Below are 18,281 nucleotides of genomic sequence, written 5' to 3'. Positions count from 1 at the left end.
AAATTAAAAATGGACAGATCACAGAAATTGTGCGAGACGTCAGGCAGTCCAAGGGAGGATATCTAGATGATGCATAGGGACGAGACGTCGACTGAAGAGAACTTGGTGAATGCAGCATCGGCATTGGTGCCATATCTGCGCGACAACGCGGTCCTGACGGAAAAAGCTCGCCAAGTGCCAAGCGAGACGGTGCGGCGTCTTCGAGAAGCTGGCCTTTTTGAAGTCCTCGTGCCGCGGCGATTCGGCGGACACGAATACACCCTGACCACAGCGGCGCGCATTATTGCCGAGCTCGGTCGTGGTTGTGGCTCTACCGCGTGGATCTACGGGGTTGCCACGTCGCAAAACTGGATCGCGGCGATGTTCGATGTCCAGGCACAGGAAGAGGTTTGGGCCAACGGGCCAAAGACCGTGATTTCAGGCTCTTATGGCGTCAACCCCAAGCTCCAGACGGTCACGCGCGTAGATGACGGCTTCATGCTTAGCGGACGTTGGGGCTTTGCCAGCGGCTGCGATCATGCAGACTGGCATCTCGCACAGTTTCTTGCTCCCGCACGTGAGAATGCGCCGCCTGTCTCGTATTTTGCGCTTGTCCCGCGCAACCAGTTCACGATTTTTGACGATTGGCACGTGATGGGTCTCGCTGGCACGGGGAGCAAGACGGTGATCTTAGATGATCTATTCGTCCCCATGCACCGCACGCTCGCGTACCATCTAATGAACTGCGGAGATACACCCGGTGCGGCTGTTCATTCCAACCCGATTTATGCAATGCCCTTGATGGCAGTCACCCCCGTCGGAATCGCTGCGACTCTTCATGGGATGGCACGAGGCGCGCTTGAAAGCCTGATTTCGGGTGCCGTAACTGGAACCCGTGATTCAGCGCGCGGCAAGTTCAGCGATCACGTGCTAGCTCATGGCTGGATCGGCGAGGCTTTGGCGGACATTGAAGCAGCGGAATTCGCGATCCTTAAGAGCATGGCAGACCTCACCGCAATAGCTAGATCAGGAAAGCAGCCGACGTTGGAAGAGCGCGTGAGAGTTAGGCGGGGTTATGCCTTTGCGACACGTCTATCCGTGCAGGCAGCTGACCTCATCCTCAAATGCACAGGCGCGTCAGGCACTGCGCTGAACCATCAAACGCAACGAGCGTGGCGAGACATCAACGCTGCCGCAAGACATGTGGGCCTCAACTGGGAATCCTATGCCATCCAGTCCGGCCGCCAAGCGCTCGGCATGGAGCCGACCGGATTGTTTTAGGGAATTGTGTTCTTCAATCGCACGCAGGAGCGATTGCGCGTCGCCCCTGTGCGCGCGTGGATCAGGAGGTGCTGCCAGGGAGGCGTCCTCTATAGAGACCCAAAGGCAAGCAGAAGAAAAAATCGGACAGTTGACAAGTTTGTGTTGTGACATAATATTGTCGTGGGAGGAATTTGAATGTCACACTATGATCTGGACACGCGCGCCCGAGAGGTGACGTTCCCGGGGAATGCTGCCAGTGCTGCTCCTACGAATGGCGAGGCGCGGGCGACCGCGAGTTCTAGAAGCGGGCTCGTCTCCATTATGCCATTCGTTGCTCAGAAACCTGCGGCAGTCGGTAGCCTGGTGCCCGTCACGAACAGCAGTGGAGCTCCGCATGCTTTCCAAGCTTGATAATTCGCATTCGTCGGACCAAGCGCCGACGCCTGCTTCTGTCCAGAATTCTCTTTCGAGTGTCGAAGTCAAAGACCTCAGGCAGGTTTACGCGCCTACAAGCAAGCGGCCAATCGTTGCTCTAGAGGACGTCTCGCTTCACATTAAGGGAGGTGAGTTTGTTTCGCTTCTTGGCCCATCCGGCTGCGGCAAGTCCACACTCCTTTATCTCATCGGAGGATTCTTGCCGATCGTCGACGGCAGCATTTCCGTCGATGGCAGAGAGATCAAGGGACCCGGGCCAGACAGAGGCATTGTATTTCAGAGCTTCGCACTCTTTCCTTGGAGAACAGTTCTGCACAACGTGACCTACGGGCTCCGAAAGCAGGGAATGTCGAGGGTTGATGCCGACCAGAAGGCCCGAGAGTTCATCAAACTGGTTGGCCTCCAAGGCTTCGAAGATAGCTTCCCGTCGCATCTGTCGGGGGGAATGAAACAACGTGCTGCCATCGCGCGCACGCTCGCAATTGACCCGAAAATCCTCTTGATGGACGAGCCTTTTGGCGCCCTCGACGCTCAGACTCGAAGTCTGATGCAGGATGAGTTGCTGGCGATATGGCGCCGTTCCCCGAAGACCGTCATCTTCGTGACCCACGACGTACACGAGGCCGCCTATCTTTCTCAGCGCGTGGTCGTAATGTCCGCCAGGCCTGGCCGCATCAAGACTATTGTCTCATGCGACTTCGATCGCTCTGACCCGTCATTCGTACGCAGCCCTGAATTTCTATCGAAAGTGGATGAGCTTCAGAACCTCGTGCGCGCGGAAGCCAAGAAGGCTCAGAACGGCGCAGACCGATGAAACACGCGGCAATCCAATACTTCCCTCTTCTCGTCGTCGCTCTCCTGTGGGAGGCGGCTCCGCGGCTGGGGTTGGTTTCAAGCTATATTCTTCCGCCCTTGAGCATCGTTATCCAGTCCTGGGTAAACTTGGTGAGCGACGGAGAGATTATATGGAATGGCCTTGCCTCTCTCACTCGCGCGGGTGTTGGGCTTGGACTGTCGATCCTGCTCGGCGGTACTCTTGGCATTTTGATGGCTTGGTTGCGTCCGCTTAACGCAGTTATCGGACCACTCGTCCAAATCTTTTATCCAGTCCCCAAGTCCGCGCTTATTCCGGTGACTGCTATCTGGCTCGGATTTGGTGACGCGTCGAAGATCCTGCTTGTCTTCATGGGATGCCTGTTGCCGGTCATGATTGGTGCGTTCAACGGCGCTCGCTCGAGTGATTCCGCTCTCATATGGTCCGCTCGCAGCATGGGGGCTTCCAAGCTTGGTGTTCTGTTTGATGTCGTTGCGCCGAGCGCATTCCCGGAGTTGCTAAACGGGATCCGTACCGCACTTGCCCTTTCGTTCGTGCTGCTTGTAGCTGGCGAGCTGATCTCAGCAAAGGACGGCCTCGGCTACCTGATTGGCCTGTACGGATCCGCGGGCGCCAACGACGCCATGTATGCCGTGATCCTGACTGTCGCATCGCTCGGCTTTGCCTTTGATCGGGTCTATCAGGCGTTTACGAGAAGGGTTCTAATATGGCGCGACTAGACCGAATAGAAGCCTCCACGAGGCAGAGCAGGCTCGACCAGGCTGTTGCGGCATTGAGAATTGTTGCGCAAGTCGGCCAACACTGGATTGCGCTAGCGGCCCTCGCATCATTTTGGGAGTTGTTTGCCAGAAGTGGGCTCGTTACCACATTTCAGCTCCCAACGCTTTCCTCCGTACTTGTCGCAATTTACGACAGGAGCGTTTCCGGCGAACTTTGGCACAGCCTCCAGCTTACACTGTACCGTACAATTACCGGCTTTGTGACGGCCAGCATCTTGGGCGTCCTCCTCGGTATCATGATCGTAAGGAACAAGGCAGTCCGTTGGTTCTTCGATCCGTTGATCTCAGTGATGTTCCCCGTACCAAAGATCGTATTCCTGCCGATAATAGTCCTGTGGCTTGGTTTTGGCGACACGACGAAAATCTTCATGATTGTTATCGACGCGATTCTACCAGTGCTCACGGCAACAATTGCCGCCACTAGTGCGGTCCAGCGCGATTTGATCTGGTCGGCAAAGAGCATGGGCGCAAATCAAACCGAGCTCGTCTGGGATGTGTTGCTTCCGGCCGCTCTGCCTCAAATTCTAACGGGGTTGCAGGTAGCCCTGCCATTATCTCTGATCATCTGCATCGTAGCAGAGATGTTGACGGCCGGGGGTGGACTGGGAGCGGATATGATGAACGCATCTCGCTTTTCTAATTCTAGGGCGCTCTTCGCGGGCATCGTGGAGGTGGCTATCGTCGGCTCCGTTCTGATCAAGCTTCTGTCGATGGCACGAAAGCATTTGCTGCGGTGGCATCCTGAAACGACGCCGCCGGCGACGGTTTGATGAGCAGGTAAGCCCTGGTCAGAACGCTCGGCAAACTCGCAGGCCTGGGCATGGCCTATTAGTGATTGGATCATCAAGGGGTGGCCAGACGGTCACGCCAAAAAAAGGGAGGAACGCAATGAAGATGTTTGGAAAGATTGGGACGATTCTGGGACTGGTCCTTGCCATGCACATGCCTGCTGCCGCGGAGCCAGTTAACATCAAACTGTCCTGGGTCGTTCCGGTTACAAGCTGGGGCTCCATTATCATGGAGAAGAAGGAGTTGATGCGTAACCTTGGAAAGACCTACAACCTTGAGGTGGCGCGCTTCCGTGGTACGTCGGAAGCCCTTCAGGGGCTGGCATCCGGCGATCTCACCATTGCAGATATCTCAACGGGTGGCTTCGCCGCCGCATACGATAACGGCGTAACGGATATCAGCATTATCGCAGATGAACTACAGGACGGGGTCAATGGGCATTATTCGACCGAGTTCATTGTGCGGGAGGACAGCAACATTCGCAGCGTCGCGGATCTCAAGGGGAAGACGATAGCCGTCAGCGCGCTGGGCAGCGCCAACGATCTACAGCTCCGTGCCATGCTGCACAAACACAAGATCAGCGATAAGGATATGACGATCATAGAGGCGGCGCCTGCTACAATGGGCGAAATGCTCAAGAGCGGTAAGGCCGATATGGTTGCCGGGATCCGACCCTTTTCGGCACAGAAACAACAGAGGGAAGGCAATAGGGTACTTTTCACCGGCGTTGACGGGATGGGTGAAACCGACCTTATCATCTGGGTGGCAAAGAAAAGCTATGTCGAGGAAAACCGGGCGGCGCTCGTCGATTTCATGGCCGACATGCAGCGCGTTGCCTACTGGTTCTCAGACCCGGCCAACCAGGCGGAAGTCGAGAAAATTGCGGCCTCGGTTACGAAGTTGCCGGTGGAGTTCTGGAAGGGTTGGGTGTTCACGAAGCAAGATTACTACCGCAACCCCAGCATGATGCCGAACGCTACAGCATTGCAGGCCAATTTCAACTTGATGCAGCAGCTCGGCGTCACCAAGAAACCCATCAAAGTTTCTGATGTGCTTGACCCAAGTATCGTAGAGGAAGCGTCGAAACGCCCTCGTGATTGACGAGCTTTACCGGTCGTGGATTGCGCTGGGTGATCGCTGACTAGCCACATCTTAGGTGGCTGCGGTCAATTGAACACGCGGCCTTGCAACTCACCTTGCCGCGGCACTTTTTCGGGGCAAGCCAAACTTGAGGGGACTTTGGAAACTCATGGCGAAAAAGAGAACTATTAAAAGTGTGACCTGCCGGGGAAGTGACGATGAGCACCAGACTGCTGCTCCAATTCTTTCCTCGGCCCCCACATACTTTGGTCTAGCGGGATCAGTCCTGACCTTGCTGAAGCGGATTTTCGATGGGTTCCCCGCCGGCGCGGAATTTTATTACGCCGGCTTTGACCCCGTCAGCACAATAATCGGTGATTATCAGCTGAGCACCCACCATGACGAACCTCCCTCTCGGGAAGGGTTTCGCGATGAGTGAACATACCGTGTCGATATTAGTTCTTTTCCACTCTCGAAGCGGCAACACAGCGCGTTTGGCGATAGCGATTGCCGGGGGTGCGAGCCGTGTGCCCGGCGCTGAGGTGGACATAAAACGCGTCCCTGAACTGACCGATGAGGCAGAGTTGTTGGCTCATCCTCATATCGGCTCCGCCTTTGCCGAAATCCGGCACTTGCCGGTAGCGCAGCCCGATGATCTATGCGAATACGATGTTGTCGTAATGGGAGCGCCGACACGCCTTGGCTCAATGTCGGCGGAGATGAAGCACTTCATCGATCGGCTCGGATCGAATTGGCAAAAGGGTGATCTGCGCAACAAGGTTGGCGCGGCTTTCACAACCGCCTCCACGGTCCATGGTGGCCACGAGATCACCGTTATGGGCTTTCTTGCTACCATGATGCATCTCGGGATGATTGTTGTCACGCCTGGGTACAGTGATCCCATTTTTGACCTTGTGGCATCCCCATACGGTGCGACGGCGGCGACCAAACCCGCGCGCGTCCGAGTAAAGCCAAGCGAGGATGATCTCGCCGGCGCCGCCATCTTGGGAGAACGCGCCGCAACTATCGGGTTATGGATCGCGCGCGGTCTTCACGACGTGAAGCGAGATCTAAACTAGGGGTACGATATGTGGAACACCGCAGATATCTATGATGCACACCACCAAATATTACAGGTGTGCGCACTTCAATTCCGCAGTTTCGGCCGTCACGCATTTTTCAGTGGCAAAGCAGAAACATTGAGGACTTTCGAAGATCACACGCCCGTTCTCAACCTCCTTTCGGAAGCGGGTAACCAGCGTGTACTTGTAGTCGATGCGAGTGGCTCCCTTCGGATCGGCGTTATGGGCGATAGGCTCGCCGAGATCGGCGTCGCGAACGGTTGGGCCGGAGTTGTAATCAATGGGGCCATCCGAGACAGCGTCGGAATAGCCGGATTGGCAATTGGGGTCAAAGCGCTCGGCACGACTGCACGACGCGGATGGCAACAAACCACCGGCGAGCGAGGTCCGACCGTGAGCTTCGGTGACGTCACAATAGAATCCGGGGATTGGGTCTATGCGGACGTTGATGCCGTCCTGGTCAGCCCCCGTCAACTCGACCTGTCCTCCATTCCGGGCGTAAGAGAATAAAGAACAACCTGTAGGAGAAGAATTTCGATGAATCGAATTGGTCGCATGCGGAGAGAATTTTGTAGATGGAGCGTCGGCCTTAGTATGCTCGCAAGCCTTGTACCGGCTTCGTTGACCGGAGCAAAAGCTGCCGACGAGCTACCAACGGAATCGGTTCTCCCGGTTTCTTTGGCAATGCGGGCGCTTCAAGCTAGTCTAGCACGTTGTGAGAAGGAAGGGCACAGGATCGGCATCTCGATCGTTGACCGGTCAGGGGTGGTTCGCGCAGTTGCGCGCGGCGATGGCGCGCCGCCGCACACGATCGATAGTAGCCGGAAAAAAGCTTACACCGCTGTGGGATTTCGACGGTCTACGACAGACATCGTTGCAATGTTGTCTGAAACACCAGCACTCCGCGGTTTGCAGGACATGAACGAGGAGGTTCTGGCACTCGGCGGCGGATTGCCGATAGTTTTTGCGGGCGAAGTTGTGGGAGGAATCGGTGTGGCAGGTGCGCCGGGTGGACATCTCGATGATGCCTGCGCCCAAGCGGGACTGGATGCTATAGAAGCATTGCCTAAGGTGCCATCAGGCAACTAGCGGTGAGAGCGGCTGTGCAAAGTTAGCCCACGGTAGCGGCGGGATTGTCCCGTCGCGGACGCCGTAAAATTCGTCCACCTAAGTTCCTTGCGACGAATGCACAAAGGCTGAAGGAACAAATGGGTTTATGGCCGTGGTTATTTGCGATCAAAAACCAAAGCTATTGGAGAAAACCAGTGGAGATAAGAATGAGATCAATCGCAGGCGCCATCGTGGTCGCGGTCATTTCCGCAGGCCCTGTCAGTGCGCAACAGCTGACAGTGGAGCAGGCAAGAGCCATCGTGGCACCGTGGTATGACCTCTTCAGTGTCCAGAAAGGACACGACGTCAAGGCTGTCCATGAGCAAGTCTACACGGAGGATTTTCAATCATGTTCGGGCGATCGTCCGGCGGATTGCCATGACCGCGACGCTTCAATCCAGATGATTGCGGGCTTCGCGCAAATCATTCCGGATTTGAAGCTCGAAATCAAGGGCATCTTTGTTTCAGGCGACAAGATCATCGTTCGCTCCGAAGCAAAAGGTACCCCAGCTGGTGAATTTTTCGGCGTTCCGCACACCGGCAGGAGTTTCGACCTGATGGGCATCGACATCCTCACAGTTCGCGGAGGGAAAGTTTCGCACACGTACCATATCGAGAATTGGATCGGCGCTATCAATCAGCTCAGGGGAGAATAAGTCCACAAGTCGTTGTCATGGCGTTCGCGGGAACCGTCCCGCAACCTTTGGGACTTGCGCAAATCCGCACAGGATCGGCAAGGATCGTGCGAAGCTCCGGCCACGGCGCTTCCTGGAGGGCAGAGCGTGGATCCTCCATTTCCAGGAGGGAATGCAGCCTCACCGCGACGCCGGCGACAGATCGAGGCGCCGCGCTCCACAATTCCTTTGCCAACTCCTCCCCGACATCTGCAATTTCCTCCTCGGCTCTTTTCGCCCTCGTATATCCGACCCGCTTGTCCGCCTTCTTCCATTCGCTCCGGCTTGCCGCCAATGCGGCCCTTGCTTGCCGCCGCATTTCATCCTGATCAGCGGTCGGCAAAAGACGGTCGATCTCCCGACCGCAGATGGTCGGCTATCAGATGGGTGTAGCTGCCGTTCTTCTTCATCAGCTGGTCGAAAGAGTTGTCGTACGGCTCGAGCGGCCCCCAGGACCGATGCATGAAATTTAACCGTCCGGTGTGCAAATCGCGACGGGCCGGCATACAGGGAAGCGATCCTGCATGTGCCGGTCGAACGTGACGCAACGCTGAGCAAACCGATCAAAATTCGGCGTCTCGATGCCGGTTCCGCCATAAAAGCCGAGCGCATCGCGATTAAGCGAGTCGAAAAGAACAAAGATCGTTTTCATGGGGCCTCCGTTACGATGTTGTAGAGGCTCATGTTGCCAACGGATAATCGATCCGAGATCGGGAGAGATAACAAAAAGTAATCGGTGACCACTCCGAAGTGGTTCCTTGCGCCTACCACGTCCATTCATTTTCGAGCTGGCAGTTGCTACTTCAAAGAATGTCCGAAGTCGCCTCGATGATCTGCACTATCGACGAAGATATTTGCCCACCTAATCGGCGCGACGTTCCATACGCGGCTCTTGAAGGGAGTCGAACCGGCGGATGGGTTAAGTCTTTGTAAGGACTCGCTTCGAGGAGTAATGCCAGTTTATGGAACCGAGGTTTTTTGGTTTACACACAACAGCAGCTTTCCGTTCGCGAGTAGCGCAGCCGCGGTAGCCGCTTAATTATCTATCGCTGAACGACCGCAGGTAGGGTCTTGGACGACATGGAGCGATGGATAAGCCTTCGCCCGAACAATAGGTTCTTACCGGGCGTTTCCAAAGCGGTTGCGATGATGGCTCGTTAGTGAATGTCGCGCCAGCACCCCATCCCTGTACGATGGGGTGCTTCCTGATCGCCCCAGAGTTGTGACGCAATCAACCTCTCAAGCGAAATGATCATGATCTCGCCCTAGTCGCCCTCCGCGAAAATAAGTTCCCGCCGCTTGCGGACGGACGAAAGTGCCGGCGCGGCAAGGAGCACAAGCGCGATCAGTAGCATTGTGGCGCTTATAGGCCGCTCAACGAAGACCGTCATGCTACCCCGTGAGAGCAACAGCGCACGACGAAGGTGTTCCTCCATCATCGGCCCGAGGATAAATCCGAGCAGCATCGGTGCAGGCTCGCACCGCAGCTTGACCAGAATGTATCCCATCATGCTGAAGAGCAGCAGCATCCAGACATCGAACATCGAATTGTTAAAGCTGAAGACGCCGATGCAGGTGATCACGACAATCGCTGGAAAGAGAAGATGATATGGAAAGGTGAGAAGCCTGACCCAGAGGCCGACCAAGGGAAGGTTGAGCACAACGAGCATCGTATTGCCAATCCACATGGAAGCTATCAATCCCCAGAACAAGGCTGGTTGCTCGGAAATAACGTTCGGCCCCGGCTGGATACCGTGGATCATCAAGGCCCCGATCATCAGCGCCATAACCGGATTGGATGGCAGCCCGAGGGTCAGCATAGGAATAAAGGAAGTTTGGGCTCCTGCGTTGTTAGCGGATTCAGGCCCGGCCAGTCCCTGCAAGACGCCGGTCCCAAACTTTTCAGGATGCCGTGAAATCTTCTTTTCGATGGCGTAGGAAGCGAACGAGGAGAGGGTCGCACCGCCGCCCGGCAAGATGCCGAGAACAGAGCCGATCGCGGTGCCGCGAAGGATTGACCCCAGCGCCTCCCAAAAACGCGACAGCCCCGCAGCGAGGCCGGTGACCTGGGTCACAGTCGTCTGCTGCTCGGATTGATCTTCAAGATTACGCAGCACTTCAGCGACGGAGAATAGCCCCATAGCGATTGCGACGATTGCGATCCCGTCATAAAGTTTCAGGGCGCCGAACGTATATCGTTGGACGCCCGACGTGACGTCGGTGCCAACCAGCCCGAGCAGCAGACCGAGAACGGCCATCGCAACCGCCTTGAGGACTGAACCATTCGCGAGCGCAATCGCTGCTATCAAGCCCAGCACCATAAGAGAGAAGTATTCTGCTGGACCAAACAAAAGCGCAGCCCTGGCGAGTGGTGGCGCGAGCAAAGCGATGATAATTGTTGCGATAGTGCCCGCGATAAACGAGCCCACTGCGGCCATCGCCAGGGCTTCGCCCGCCCTACCCTTCCGAGCCATCTGATAGCCATCGAGTGCTGTCACGACGGAAGAGGACTCGCCCGGGGTGTTGATCAAGATTGCTGTCGTCGAGCCACCGTACTGCGCCCCATAGAATATGCCGGACAACATGATGAAGCCCGATACTGGTGGCAGCCCGAACGACAGCGGCAGAAGCATCGCCACAGTCGGTGCAGGGCCTAAGCCCGGCAGGACACCGATCAACGTCCCGATCAGCACACCCGCAAAACAGTAGAAGAGATTGATAGGCGAAAGGGCGGTTTCAAAACCTAGTGCCAGATGCGAGAGAAGCTCCATCTCAACCTCCAAACCAATAGCCGACGGCGTAAAACGGCAATCCGAGGCCGACACGGAAGATCAGATCGGAAAAGATAGTGGTGCCGACTGCAAGCAACACTGCTGATGTCCACCGGAATTTCGGGCTCGCGGATGCGGTGAGAACGACGACGACAGGCAAGATGAGGTAGCTGCCAACCGGCTGCATGAACCCTGCAAATATGGCGATAGCCGCGAGCACGCGTGTCATCGGCCCGAGCTTCGGCATGTGGAAACTATCGTCCGAGAGAAAGCTCCTGACGAATATTGCCACGCCGAAACCGATCAGTACTCCAGAGAGAATAACGGGAAAGAAGCCCGGGCCGATCCTCAACATCGACCCAAACCCGAAATCGAGCCCAAGCCACAGGAATGCGGCGCCCAGCACGATAAATGTCAGCCCAGCCAGCCGATCGATGCCAATTGAAATGCTCATTTCACATAAACTCCAAATCTGTCGCCTGGAATGCCGGCAAGGATTTAAACACCGCCCACAATGACGGAGGGATCCTGCAGCGGCGGTGCCGGGAAATGGAGCCCGCGCTGGCCGGACAATCCCCGATTAGGAGCTACGGTGGTGACCGGAACTGGAAACCCAATGAAGTCTTGATCGTCTACGGCCTGTAAATCTTCGCCATAAAGTTCCTCGCGCAGGCGCCGCTTCAAAATCGATAGGACATCGCCATAGGAGCTGTCATCACTCCGATCGACCATCTCCTTCGGATCGGCTACCAGGTCAAACAGCTGAAAGCGGCTGCCAGCCGGATACCAGATGAGCTTGTGGCGTCCGTCATGCACCATGCGCATTGCCTTTGGTCCAGACAGTGCTTCGCCATAGAGAAATTCGCGGCGTTCGTCAGACACCATGGATTTACCCTCGCAAGTCTCCGGAACCGGCAGCCCTGAAAGGGTCAATAGTGTCGGCATGATATCCTGCAAACCGACCAATCGGTTGTCTACGCGTCCGATCTGCACGCGGCTGTCGGACGCCGTTCCGACAAGGATCATCGGCACATTCGCCGATCCTTCGTACATCAATCGTTTTGCATAGAAGCCGTGGTTGCCGAGCATATCGCCATGGTCGCTGGTGATCAGGATGATCGTGTTGTCGAGAACTTGCTCCTCGCGCAAGGTGCCGATCAGGATGCGGATCTGGTGGTCGATATGGGTGCAAAGCGCGTAGAACGCGCGACGCATATCAGCGAGTTGTTCGGGAGGCAGCTTCGCCCAATAGTCGCGCGTCAATTCCAAAGGATGGGGAAGCGCAGCATCGGCCCCAGCCCATGAACCTGTATATGGCGCATCTATCGTCCTCGCTCGGTAACGCTCCAGATAACCCGCTAGCGGAATGAGCGGCGGATGCGGCGGGGTGTAAGAGACATGCCATAAACCCGGTTTGGTTGGGTCACGACGCTTGATGCTGCGAGCGGCAGCCCAGGTCGTCCAGTTGGTCACGTGCAGTTCTTCCGGCAGGTGCCAGGTCCGCCAACTGTACTCATTGTTGCTCATGCCGTGCATGAACTGCTGGCCCGGATATCCCTTGTCTGCGAGAAACATTTCATAGTCGTCTGTTCCTCCGAGCGCGCCACGCCCCTCCTCCGCCAGTAAAGCATCGTCGAAGCCGATGCGATCCCGTTGCGGATAGACATGCAGTTTGCCAACCGCACGGGTCTGATAGCCGTGGTGACCAAAGGTCTCTGCCAATGTGGGAAGGTCTTGCGGCATTCTAAGGGAGGGCTGGAAAACACGGTCGCCGTGTCGGCGTGGGCTTGTGCCGGTCATGATCGTCCGCCTGGCGGGAATGCAGATTGGGCATTCCGAATAGGCCCTGGTATAGCGAGTCCCAACCGAGGCCAGATGATCAAGCGTCGGAGTTTCGATCACCGGATGTCCGGCGCAACCTAACAAATTTCCGGGCCATTGATCGACAGTGATGAAAAGGACGTTTGGACGCGCAACATCGCCGCCAGGCGGTATATGTTTCATGAGATAGGCAGACCTGTTATTCCTGAGTGGCGCCGGACGAAGCTACCAAAGCTCTCATTTTTTCGTTTTCAGAGGCGATAAACTGCGCGAACTTGGCGGGGGAGCCACCCGCGACGCCGATATTGAGATCCGAGAACTTGTTCTTCACCTCGTCCTGGTGGATGATCTCGTCGACTGCCGCATTGACCTTGCTGACGATGTCATCGGGCACGCCCGCAGGATAGAAGATCCCGTGCCAGGAGTTGAAGGAGTAATCTTTCACCCCCGCTTCTGCCATGGTCGGCACGTCAGGCAGGGCTTTCGCGCGTTCGCTCCCGGTGACGGCGAGAGCTCGCAGGTTGCCGCTCTTCACCTGAGGAACGGCGGTTCCGTCGATCATCATCTGGACGTGGCCGCCAACGACGTCGGTCAGGGCTGGAGCAGAACCGTTGTAGGGGATGTGGACGGGATTGATGCCAGCGAGCTTCTTGAAATACTCGAATGCCAGATGCTGCGGTGAACCGTTGCCGGACGAGGCGTAAGAGAGGCTGTCCGGTTGCGCCCTGGCGAGCGCAATCAGTTCTGCGACCGAATTGGCTTTGACTTGAGGGTTGACGACCAGAAGCAGGGGGACAGACGTGATCTGGATGACCGGCTTGAAGTCCTTGATCGAGTCATATGTCAGCTTCTTGTAGACATAAGGGCTGATCGCATGCGTGCTGATGTCACCAATCTGCATCGTATAGCCGTCGGCTGCGGCTGTTGCCAGTTGCGTCGTCGCGAGTGTCCCACCGGCCCCAGGCCGATTTTCAATAATGACGGATTTGCCCAGCTTTTCACCTAGCTTCGGCGCAATCGTGCGAGCGAGCAAGTCCGTATTGCCGCCCGGCGCGAATGGAACGATCAGAGTGATTGGCTTGGCCGGCCAGCCGTCTTGGGCAAAAGAGACGGATGTATGCAGTCCCAAAGCGACAATGGCCGCCACGGCGGTGGATAGCAAGGTTTTCATGATGCCTCCCTAGAATCTTGCGACCCTCCTCAAGAGCCGCATTGCATGGCTGTGCCACGCGTGGGATATAAGCTAGCGTACGGTTACCTGATTTAGAAATTAGAGGCGCTAATAAGACCGAAATGGATCAACGGCTTCTCAACTCCTTTGTCGTGCTGGCTGAAGAGCTTCATTTCATTCGCGCCTCGGAGAGGTTGCGGATAACGCAATCGGCGCTCAGTCAGCAGATAGCGAAACTCGAGCACGAACTGGATGTCCAGTTGTTCGACCGCACTCGCCGACGTGTCGCGTTGACTGATGCCGGCCAAAGTCTACTTGAAGAAGGTAGCGTCGCCCTCAAACAGCTGACTCTCGCCGTCGATATGGCGAAAAGAGCAGCACAGGGCCGTGTCGGACGGCTCACGATCGGTTTTGCCGATGCTGCGGCGCTGAACGTTCTGCCCACACTGACGTCAGAATTTGCGCGGCTTTTTCCGGAGGTCAACATCATCCTCCATGAAATGATATCGGCCGATCAGGTCGAGGCTCTTCGAGCGGGCAGGATTCAGATCGCCTTCCTTCGCCCCGTCTTCGACGAAGAGGACTTTGAGACCGCTTTGCTGCTGCGTGAGCCCTACGTGGTTGCCATTTCGGCGACCCATAGACTGGCGGCGTCAAAGGCTATCAGGCTTGCGGACTTGTGTGACGAGGGCCTGATCACAACTCAACGGATCAAGGCAAGATATGTGCAGGGCAATTTTCAGCCCTACCTGAAGAGGGCAGGAATACAGCTGAAGACAGTTCAGGAAGTAAATGAGCTTCATGCAATCCTCGGGCTTGTCGCCGGTGGTCTGGGGATCGCCTTCTTCCCCCGATCGATCACGAAACTGCAGCTCGAAGGCGTGGTCTACAAGGCGCTTCACCTCGACGAGACGCCGATGGCGGAAATGCTCATCGCCAAACGATCGGATGATCGGACAGCGACGGCATTGCGCTTCATGGAGATGGCAAAGAAATTCTACCGGCCGCCGCGATAACACTCACGGTGACGCGCCACCATTAGCGAAGACGCTTGCCCGTATCCTTGTCGAAGAACAATGTCTTGTCAGCTTGCGGCTTGATTTTCAGGACGTCACGCTGCCGCGCCCCGATCCTGCCCTTAAAGACGCAAACACCGCCCTGCCCCCAGGCTTGCCCCAAACTGCGTCTCCAACGCGGTCCGACTAGAGTCCGCCGCGCAACTTTGGCCGCGATGGGAACCGATTGCATGCGTGGGACCGCTGCTAAAACCGCTTCTCCCTTCGTCGAAACGTTCGACCTAGCTCCTAGTGAACCTTTGTTAGGGACAGATTTGAGAGCTTTTCCGGATTGCGTACCACGAAGATATCGGTGACCTCGCCATCGGCGTTGTAAGCAAACGTCAGTGCGCCAACGGGCTTCCCAGCATCTAGAAGGATCAGCCCCGGTGAACCGTTGATGTCTTCGACAGCGAGCTCATACGAAGACCACCATTGACTGAGATTGTCCGTAACAAAGGATAGGACGTCTTGCCCGATCAATATCTCATTGAGGGTCACAACCTTGCCGCCACCATCCGCTGTGAGCCGGACGTCTCTTGCCAGAAGGTGAGCCAGGGGTGTCGGGTGCCCCGTTCGAACAGCCGTTTGGAACGCGGCGAGGAGTTCCTCCTGCCTCTCCACGGTCGGGTTGTACCGTCGGTGATCGTCGCCGATGCGGCTCTTGGCGCGGGAGACGAGCTTGCGGCAATTCGTTTCATTCATGTCGAGTGACGCCGCAACATCGGCATAAGACATCTCGAAGATCTCGTAGAGCAGGAAAGCCGCCCGCTCTCTCGGGCTCAGTCGTTCCAGCATCAGCAAAAAGGCTGTAGAAAGGGAAGACGCTAGATCCATTTGTCTCTCGGCCTCGTTCTCAGTGACGGCGTGCAGTGGTTCAGGGAGCCAATTGCCGACATAGTCGACCCTGCGGCGGTATGATGCTCTCAGGAGGTCCACGGAAATGCGGGTACAGACCGTCGTCAACCAGGCTCTCGGCGAAGCGACATTTGCCTTGTCCGCGGCTCGCCAGCGCAGGTATGTGTCCTGGACGGCGTCCTCAGCCTCCGCGCGCGAGCCGAGGATCCGGTATGCGATCCCCAGAAGTCGGGGCCGCATGGTTGCAAAGACCATCGTGTGTTCTTCATTGCAGCAGGCCGACGCGATATCCTCGCGCCGACCCGAACTTTGCTCACTCACTTGCAAGACCTTTTATCCACTTCGGGGTCGCCGAGCGGAACTCTGACGGTCCCGCAAGCAGTGCCGCCGTTTCCCGCTCATATTCCGGGTACCATGGCTGTTGAGTAAAGTCGCGACCACTCGTCTGATCGGCGTAGAGCTGGAACACGACGATAACGTCAGGATCCTTGTCATCGAAGCAGTAGAAATAGGCCGGTTGCTGGCTGTTAGCCGTCACATAATCACGGACGTATCTTTCCCAGATTTCCTGGACTTCGCTACGCTTGCCAGGCTTGGCAGTATGCCTCACGAAAAGGGCTGTCTTACTCATGCTTTTCTCCTAAGTTTTCATGCTTTGCTGAGGGTGACGGAAAGGGTGAATGGGCCAAACGCTCTGTCTGCGCGGTTAGTCTGTCTGCGGGATCAACAATTGCTTCTGGCGTGTCGAAGGACTCGTTGGACCACCAGCAAGGCGATCAGCGGTGCTAGCGAAAAGCCAAGGAACAGCGCTCTTGCTGCCGAAGAGGCGCCAGTTATGCCGCCCGGATCGATCAACCCACCCAGGTTGGCGGTCATACCGGCGATGGCTACGCCGAGCGCGGTCGCGGAAAGCTGCACGGTCGTCACACCACCCGCCGCCAGATCCCGTTCCGACGGGGGCGCGTTCTTGAAAACACTCGTTACCAGATGAGGCCAGACCAGGCCGATACCGAAGCCCACGAGAACAAGACCAAAAGAAATCGGAGCCAGGATAATGGTTTGCCCTTGGCTGCTCAGGGGAAGCGTGGCGCACAGGATCAGCAGGCCGAAGAAAACCGTCAGCGGACCGATGATTAGCAGGCGCGATGTGGATTTTTTTTCGACCGTGCCAGAGCTGACTATCGATGCTGCTGTCCAGCCCATTGCCATCAACGCGGCAAGATAGCCGGCGGCTAGCGGCGATTGCCCGTGAAGGATCTGCAGAAAATAGGGGACGAAGACATCCGGCTGCATGCTGATGACGAGAAGGGCAACCGTCGCATAGAGGGCGGCGAGAGGACTGGAACTCGCGAGAGTTCCGGTCGGCAGGAGACGTACGCTCGCGATGCGCTCTATCCTGAAAAGCAGACCGATGAGAAGCCCGGCAACGAGCAGCCCGGCGATGTTGATGCCGAGAATGGTGCTCGTGCTGGCGGCCGAAACACTAAGCACGGCAACAGTGAGCAGAAGGAGTTGCCGGCCAGGCAAGGCCGAGCTGTCACCTTCTGCCAAAGCCTTGCGGCCAGGAAGAACAAGCCAGGCGATCATTCCAAATATCCCGATGATTGGCACCAGCGACCAGAAAGCGGCGCGCCACGGGCCCGATTCCGCGAATGCACCGCCGACGGCCGGGCCGATGAGAGTGGAGACGCCCCACATGGCGGAGATCAATCCGATCGCGCGAGACCACAGATGCTGTGGGTAGACCTCCCGGATGACGGAGTAGGCGAGCGCGTAGAGGCACCCTCCTCCCAGACCCTGTACTACCCGCCCACCGAGAAGGATCGGCATGCTTGGAGCGAAAGAGCAGACCGTAGTGCCTATTCCGAAAAGAATCGCTGCCGCCGCGTACGCCCCGCGAGCCCCCGTTTTACGGAGCAGTCGGACCGAGAGAGCGGAGCCGAGGATTGAGGCGACGACGAAGAGCGTCGTGCTCCAGGCGTAGTATTCGAGTCCTCCGATCTCTGCGACAACCGAAGGCATGACCGTGGTAACGATGTAGATGTTGATTGCATGAAGGGTGACACCACCAGCAAGTGCAAGCGAAAAGACCCCGTTTCGTCCGCGGAGAAGCTGTGCCCAGCCACCGGAAATGAGCGGAGAGGAGATGTTGGTTGTCATAGTGCCTCCAAAGGGTCTGCCATCCATCTGGAGGCAGCAACAGGTTACATTGCTGGCATGACGAATGGACTTGGAGGTTTGTGACGCACCCAGAAGATTTTTTGGCCAACTTGGCCGTAAGCCACTCGGTGCCAGACTCCCTTGTTAGTCTCCCCGAAGATGAGCCTTGGTTCTGTGATCACCTGCGCAAATCCGCACAAGATCGGCAAGGATCGTGCGAAGCTCCGGCCACGGCGCTTCCTGGAGGGCAGAGCCTGGATCCTCCATTTCCAGGAGGGAATGCAGCTTCACCGTAACCGGTGTTCTGCCCCCACATTGCCTGCCGCCGCCTGATCTGTGATCGACATTCCATGGATGAGCGACAAGGAGTTTCTCCATGGAGTCTACGTTGGAGGTTCTCACGAGGCGGCAGAGCCGTC

17 protein-coding genes and 1 pseudogene are annotated in these 18,281 nt (G+C 56.8%); 10 read left to right on the top strand and 8 right to left on the bottom strand.

Going from position 1 to position 18,281, the window contains the following annotated elements:
* Positions 1–66 precede the first annotated feature (66 nt).
* The 9 genes from C5J26_RS30945 to C5J26_RS30905 all read left to right on the top strand — a co-directional run bounded on the left by C5J26_RS30945 (position 67) and on the right by C5J26_RS30905 (position 8,008).
* Entirely contained in the window at positions 67–1,260 is a 1,194-nt protein-coding gene (locus C5J26_RS30945; RefSeq protein ID WP_105405261.1) for an acyl-CoA dehydrogenase family protein, read from the top strand.
* A 376-nt stretch (positions 1,261–1,636) separates the two neighbouring features.
* The gene (locus tag C5J26_RS30940) at positions 1,637–2,491 is read left to right on the top strand and encodes an ABC transporter ATP-binding protein (RefSeq protein ID WP_105405260.1); all 855 of its coding nucleotides are present in this window, start codon (positions 1,637–1,639) and stop codon (positions 2,489–2,491) included.
* Complete coding sequence (locus tag C5J26_RS30935) at positions 2,488–3,231, top strand: ABC transporter permease (protein ID WP_105405259.1); 744 nt, start codon at positions 2,488–2,490, stop codon at positions 3,229–3,231. Before C5J26_RS30940 ends, C5J26_RS30935 begins: the two co-directional genes overlap by 4 nt.
* Positions 3,219–4,061, top strand: coding sequence for an ABC transporter permease (locus C5J26_RS30930; RefSeq protein ID WP_105405258.1), 843 nt, complete (start codon positions 3,219–3,221; stop codon positions 4,059–4,061). The genes C5J26_RS30935 and C5J26_RS30930 overlap by 13 nt, the downstream gene beginning before the upstream one ends.
* A gap of 118 nt (positions 4,062–4,179) precedes the next feature.
* Positions 4,180–5,181 carry an ABC transporter substrate-binding protein gene (locus C5J26_RS30925; protein WP_105405257.1) on the top strand — a complete coding sequence of 334 codons (1,002 nt, stop codon included), beginning with the start codon at positions 4,180–4,182 and terminating at the stop codon, positions 5,179–5,181.
* A 410-nt stretch (positions 5,182–5,591) separates the two neighbouring features.
* On the top strand, positions 5,592–6,239 hold the full coding sequence (wrbA, locus tag C5J26_RS30920; RefSeq protein WP_172746211.1) for an NAD(P)H:quinone oxidoreductase: 648 nt from the start codon (positions 5,592–5,594) through the stop codon (positions 6,237–6,239).
* Between the two features lie 9 nt (positions 6,240–6,248).
* Positions 6,249–6,752 (top strand): ribonuclease E activity regulator RraA, encoded by a 504-nt coding sequence (rraA, locus tag C5J26_RS30915; protein WP_105405255.1) that lies wholly within the window; start codon positions 6,249–6,251, stop codon positions 6,750–6,752.
* Between the two features lie 27 nt (positions 6,753–6,779).
* Positions 6,780–7,331, top strand: a complete 552-nt coding sequence (locus tag C5J26_RS30910) for a heme-binding protein (protein ID WP_105405254.1) — start codon at positions 6,780–6,782, stop codon at positions 7,329–7,331.
* A 188-nt stretch (positions 7,332–7,519) separates the two neighbouring features.
* Complete coding sequence (locus tag C5J26_RS30905) at positions 7,520–8,008, top strand: ester cyclase (RefSeq protein ID WP_172746210.1); 489 nt, start codon at positions 7,520–7,522, stop codon at positions 8,006–8,008.
* Between the two features lie 386 nt (positions 8,009–8,394).
* Here C5J26_RS30905 and C5J26_RS30895 read toward each other — a convergent pair.
* The 5 genes and pseudogenes from C5J26_RS30895 to C5J26_RS30875 all read right to left on the bottom strand — a co-directional run.
* Positions 8,395–8,678, bottom strand: a pseudogene (locus C5J26_RS30895) (sulfatase-like hydrolase/transferase); the annotation flags it as partial.
* A gap of 613 nt (positions 8,679–9,291) precedes the next feature.
* Positions 9,292–10,797: a tripartite tricarboxylate transporter permease gene (locus C5J26_RS30890; RefSeq protein ID WP_105405251.1), complete on the bottom strand. Its 1,506-nt coding sequence runs from the start codon at positions 10,795–10,797 to the stop codon at positions 9,292–9,294.
* A 1-nt stretch (position 10,798) separates the two neighbouring features.
* Positions 10,799–11,251 (bottom strand): tripartite tricarboxylate transporter TctB family protein, encoded by a 453-nt coding sequence (locus tag C5J26_RS30885; protein WP_105405250.1) that lies wholly within the window; start codon positions 11,249–11,251, stop codon positions 10,799–10,801.
* Positions 11,252–11,295: 44 nt separating this feature from the next.
* Positions 11,296–12,801 (bottom strand): sulfatase-like hydrolase/transferase, encoded by a 1,506-nt coding sequence (locus tag C5J26_RS30880; protein WP_105405249.1) that lies wholly within the window; start codon positions 12,799–12,801, stop codon positions 11,296–11,298.
* Positions 12,802–12,817: 16 nt separating this feature from the next.
* A complete protein-coding gene (locus C5J26_RS30875) occupies positions 12,818–13,789 on the bottom strand; it encodes a tripartite tricarboxylate transporter substrate binding protein (RefSeq protein ID WP_105405248.1) in 972 nt (323 codons plus the stop codon).
* Between the two features lie 122 nt (positions 13,790–13,911).
* Here C5J26_RS30875 and C5J26_RS30870 point away from each other — a divergent pair, with 122 nt between their 5' ends.
* Positions 13,912–14,805 carry a LysR family transcriptional regulator gene (locus C5J26_RS30870; RefSeq protein WP_105405247.1) on the top strand — a complete coding sequence of 298 codons (894 nt, stop codon included), beginning with the start codon at positions 13,912–13,914 and terminating at the stop codon, positions 14,803–14,805.
* A 288-nt stretch (positions 14,806–15,093) separates the two neighbouring features.
* Here C5J26_RS30870 and sigJ read toward each other — a convergent pair whose 3' ends face one another.
* The 3 genes from sigJ to C5J26_RS30850 all read right to left on the bottom strand — a co-directional run bounded on the left by sigJ (position 15,094) and on the right by C5J26_RS30850 (position 17,862).
* A complete protein-coding gene (gene sigJ / locus C5J26_RS30860) occupies positions 15,094–15,957 on the bottom strand; it encodes an RNA polymerase sigma factor SigJ (RefSeq protein ID WP_105405245.1) in 864 nt (287 codons plus the stop codon).
* Between the two features lie 58 nt (positions 15,958–16,015).
* On the bottom strand, positions 16,016–16,333 hold the full coding sequence (locus C5J26_RS30855; RefSeq protein WP_105405244.1) for a putative quinol monooxygenase: 318 nt from the start codon (positions 16,331–16,333) through the stop codon (positions 16,016–16,018).
* A gap of 92 nt (positions 16,334–16,425) precedes the next feature.
* Entirely contained in the window at positions 16,426–17,862 is a 1,437-nt protein-coding gene (locus C5J26_RS30850; RefSeq protein WP_105405243.1) for an MFS transporter, read from the bottom strand.
* Positions 17,863–18,281 lie beyond the last annotated feature (419 nt).

The sequence above is a fragment of the Neorhizobium sp. T7_12 genome, assembly GCF_002968535.1.
Classification (GTDB): domain Bacteria; phylum Pseudomonadota; class Alphaproteobacteria; order Rhizobiales; family Rhizobiaceae; genus Neorhizobium; species Neorhizobium tomejilense.
Note: the sequence above shows the minus strand (reverse complement) of the source record. Positions and strands in the feature narration are given on the sequence as shown.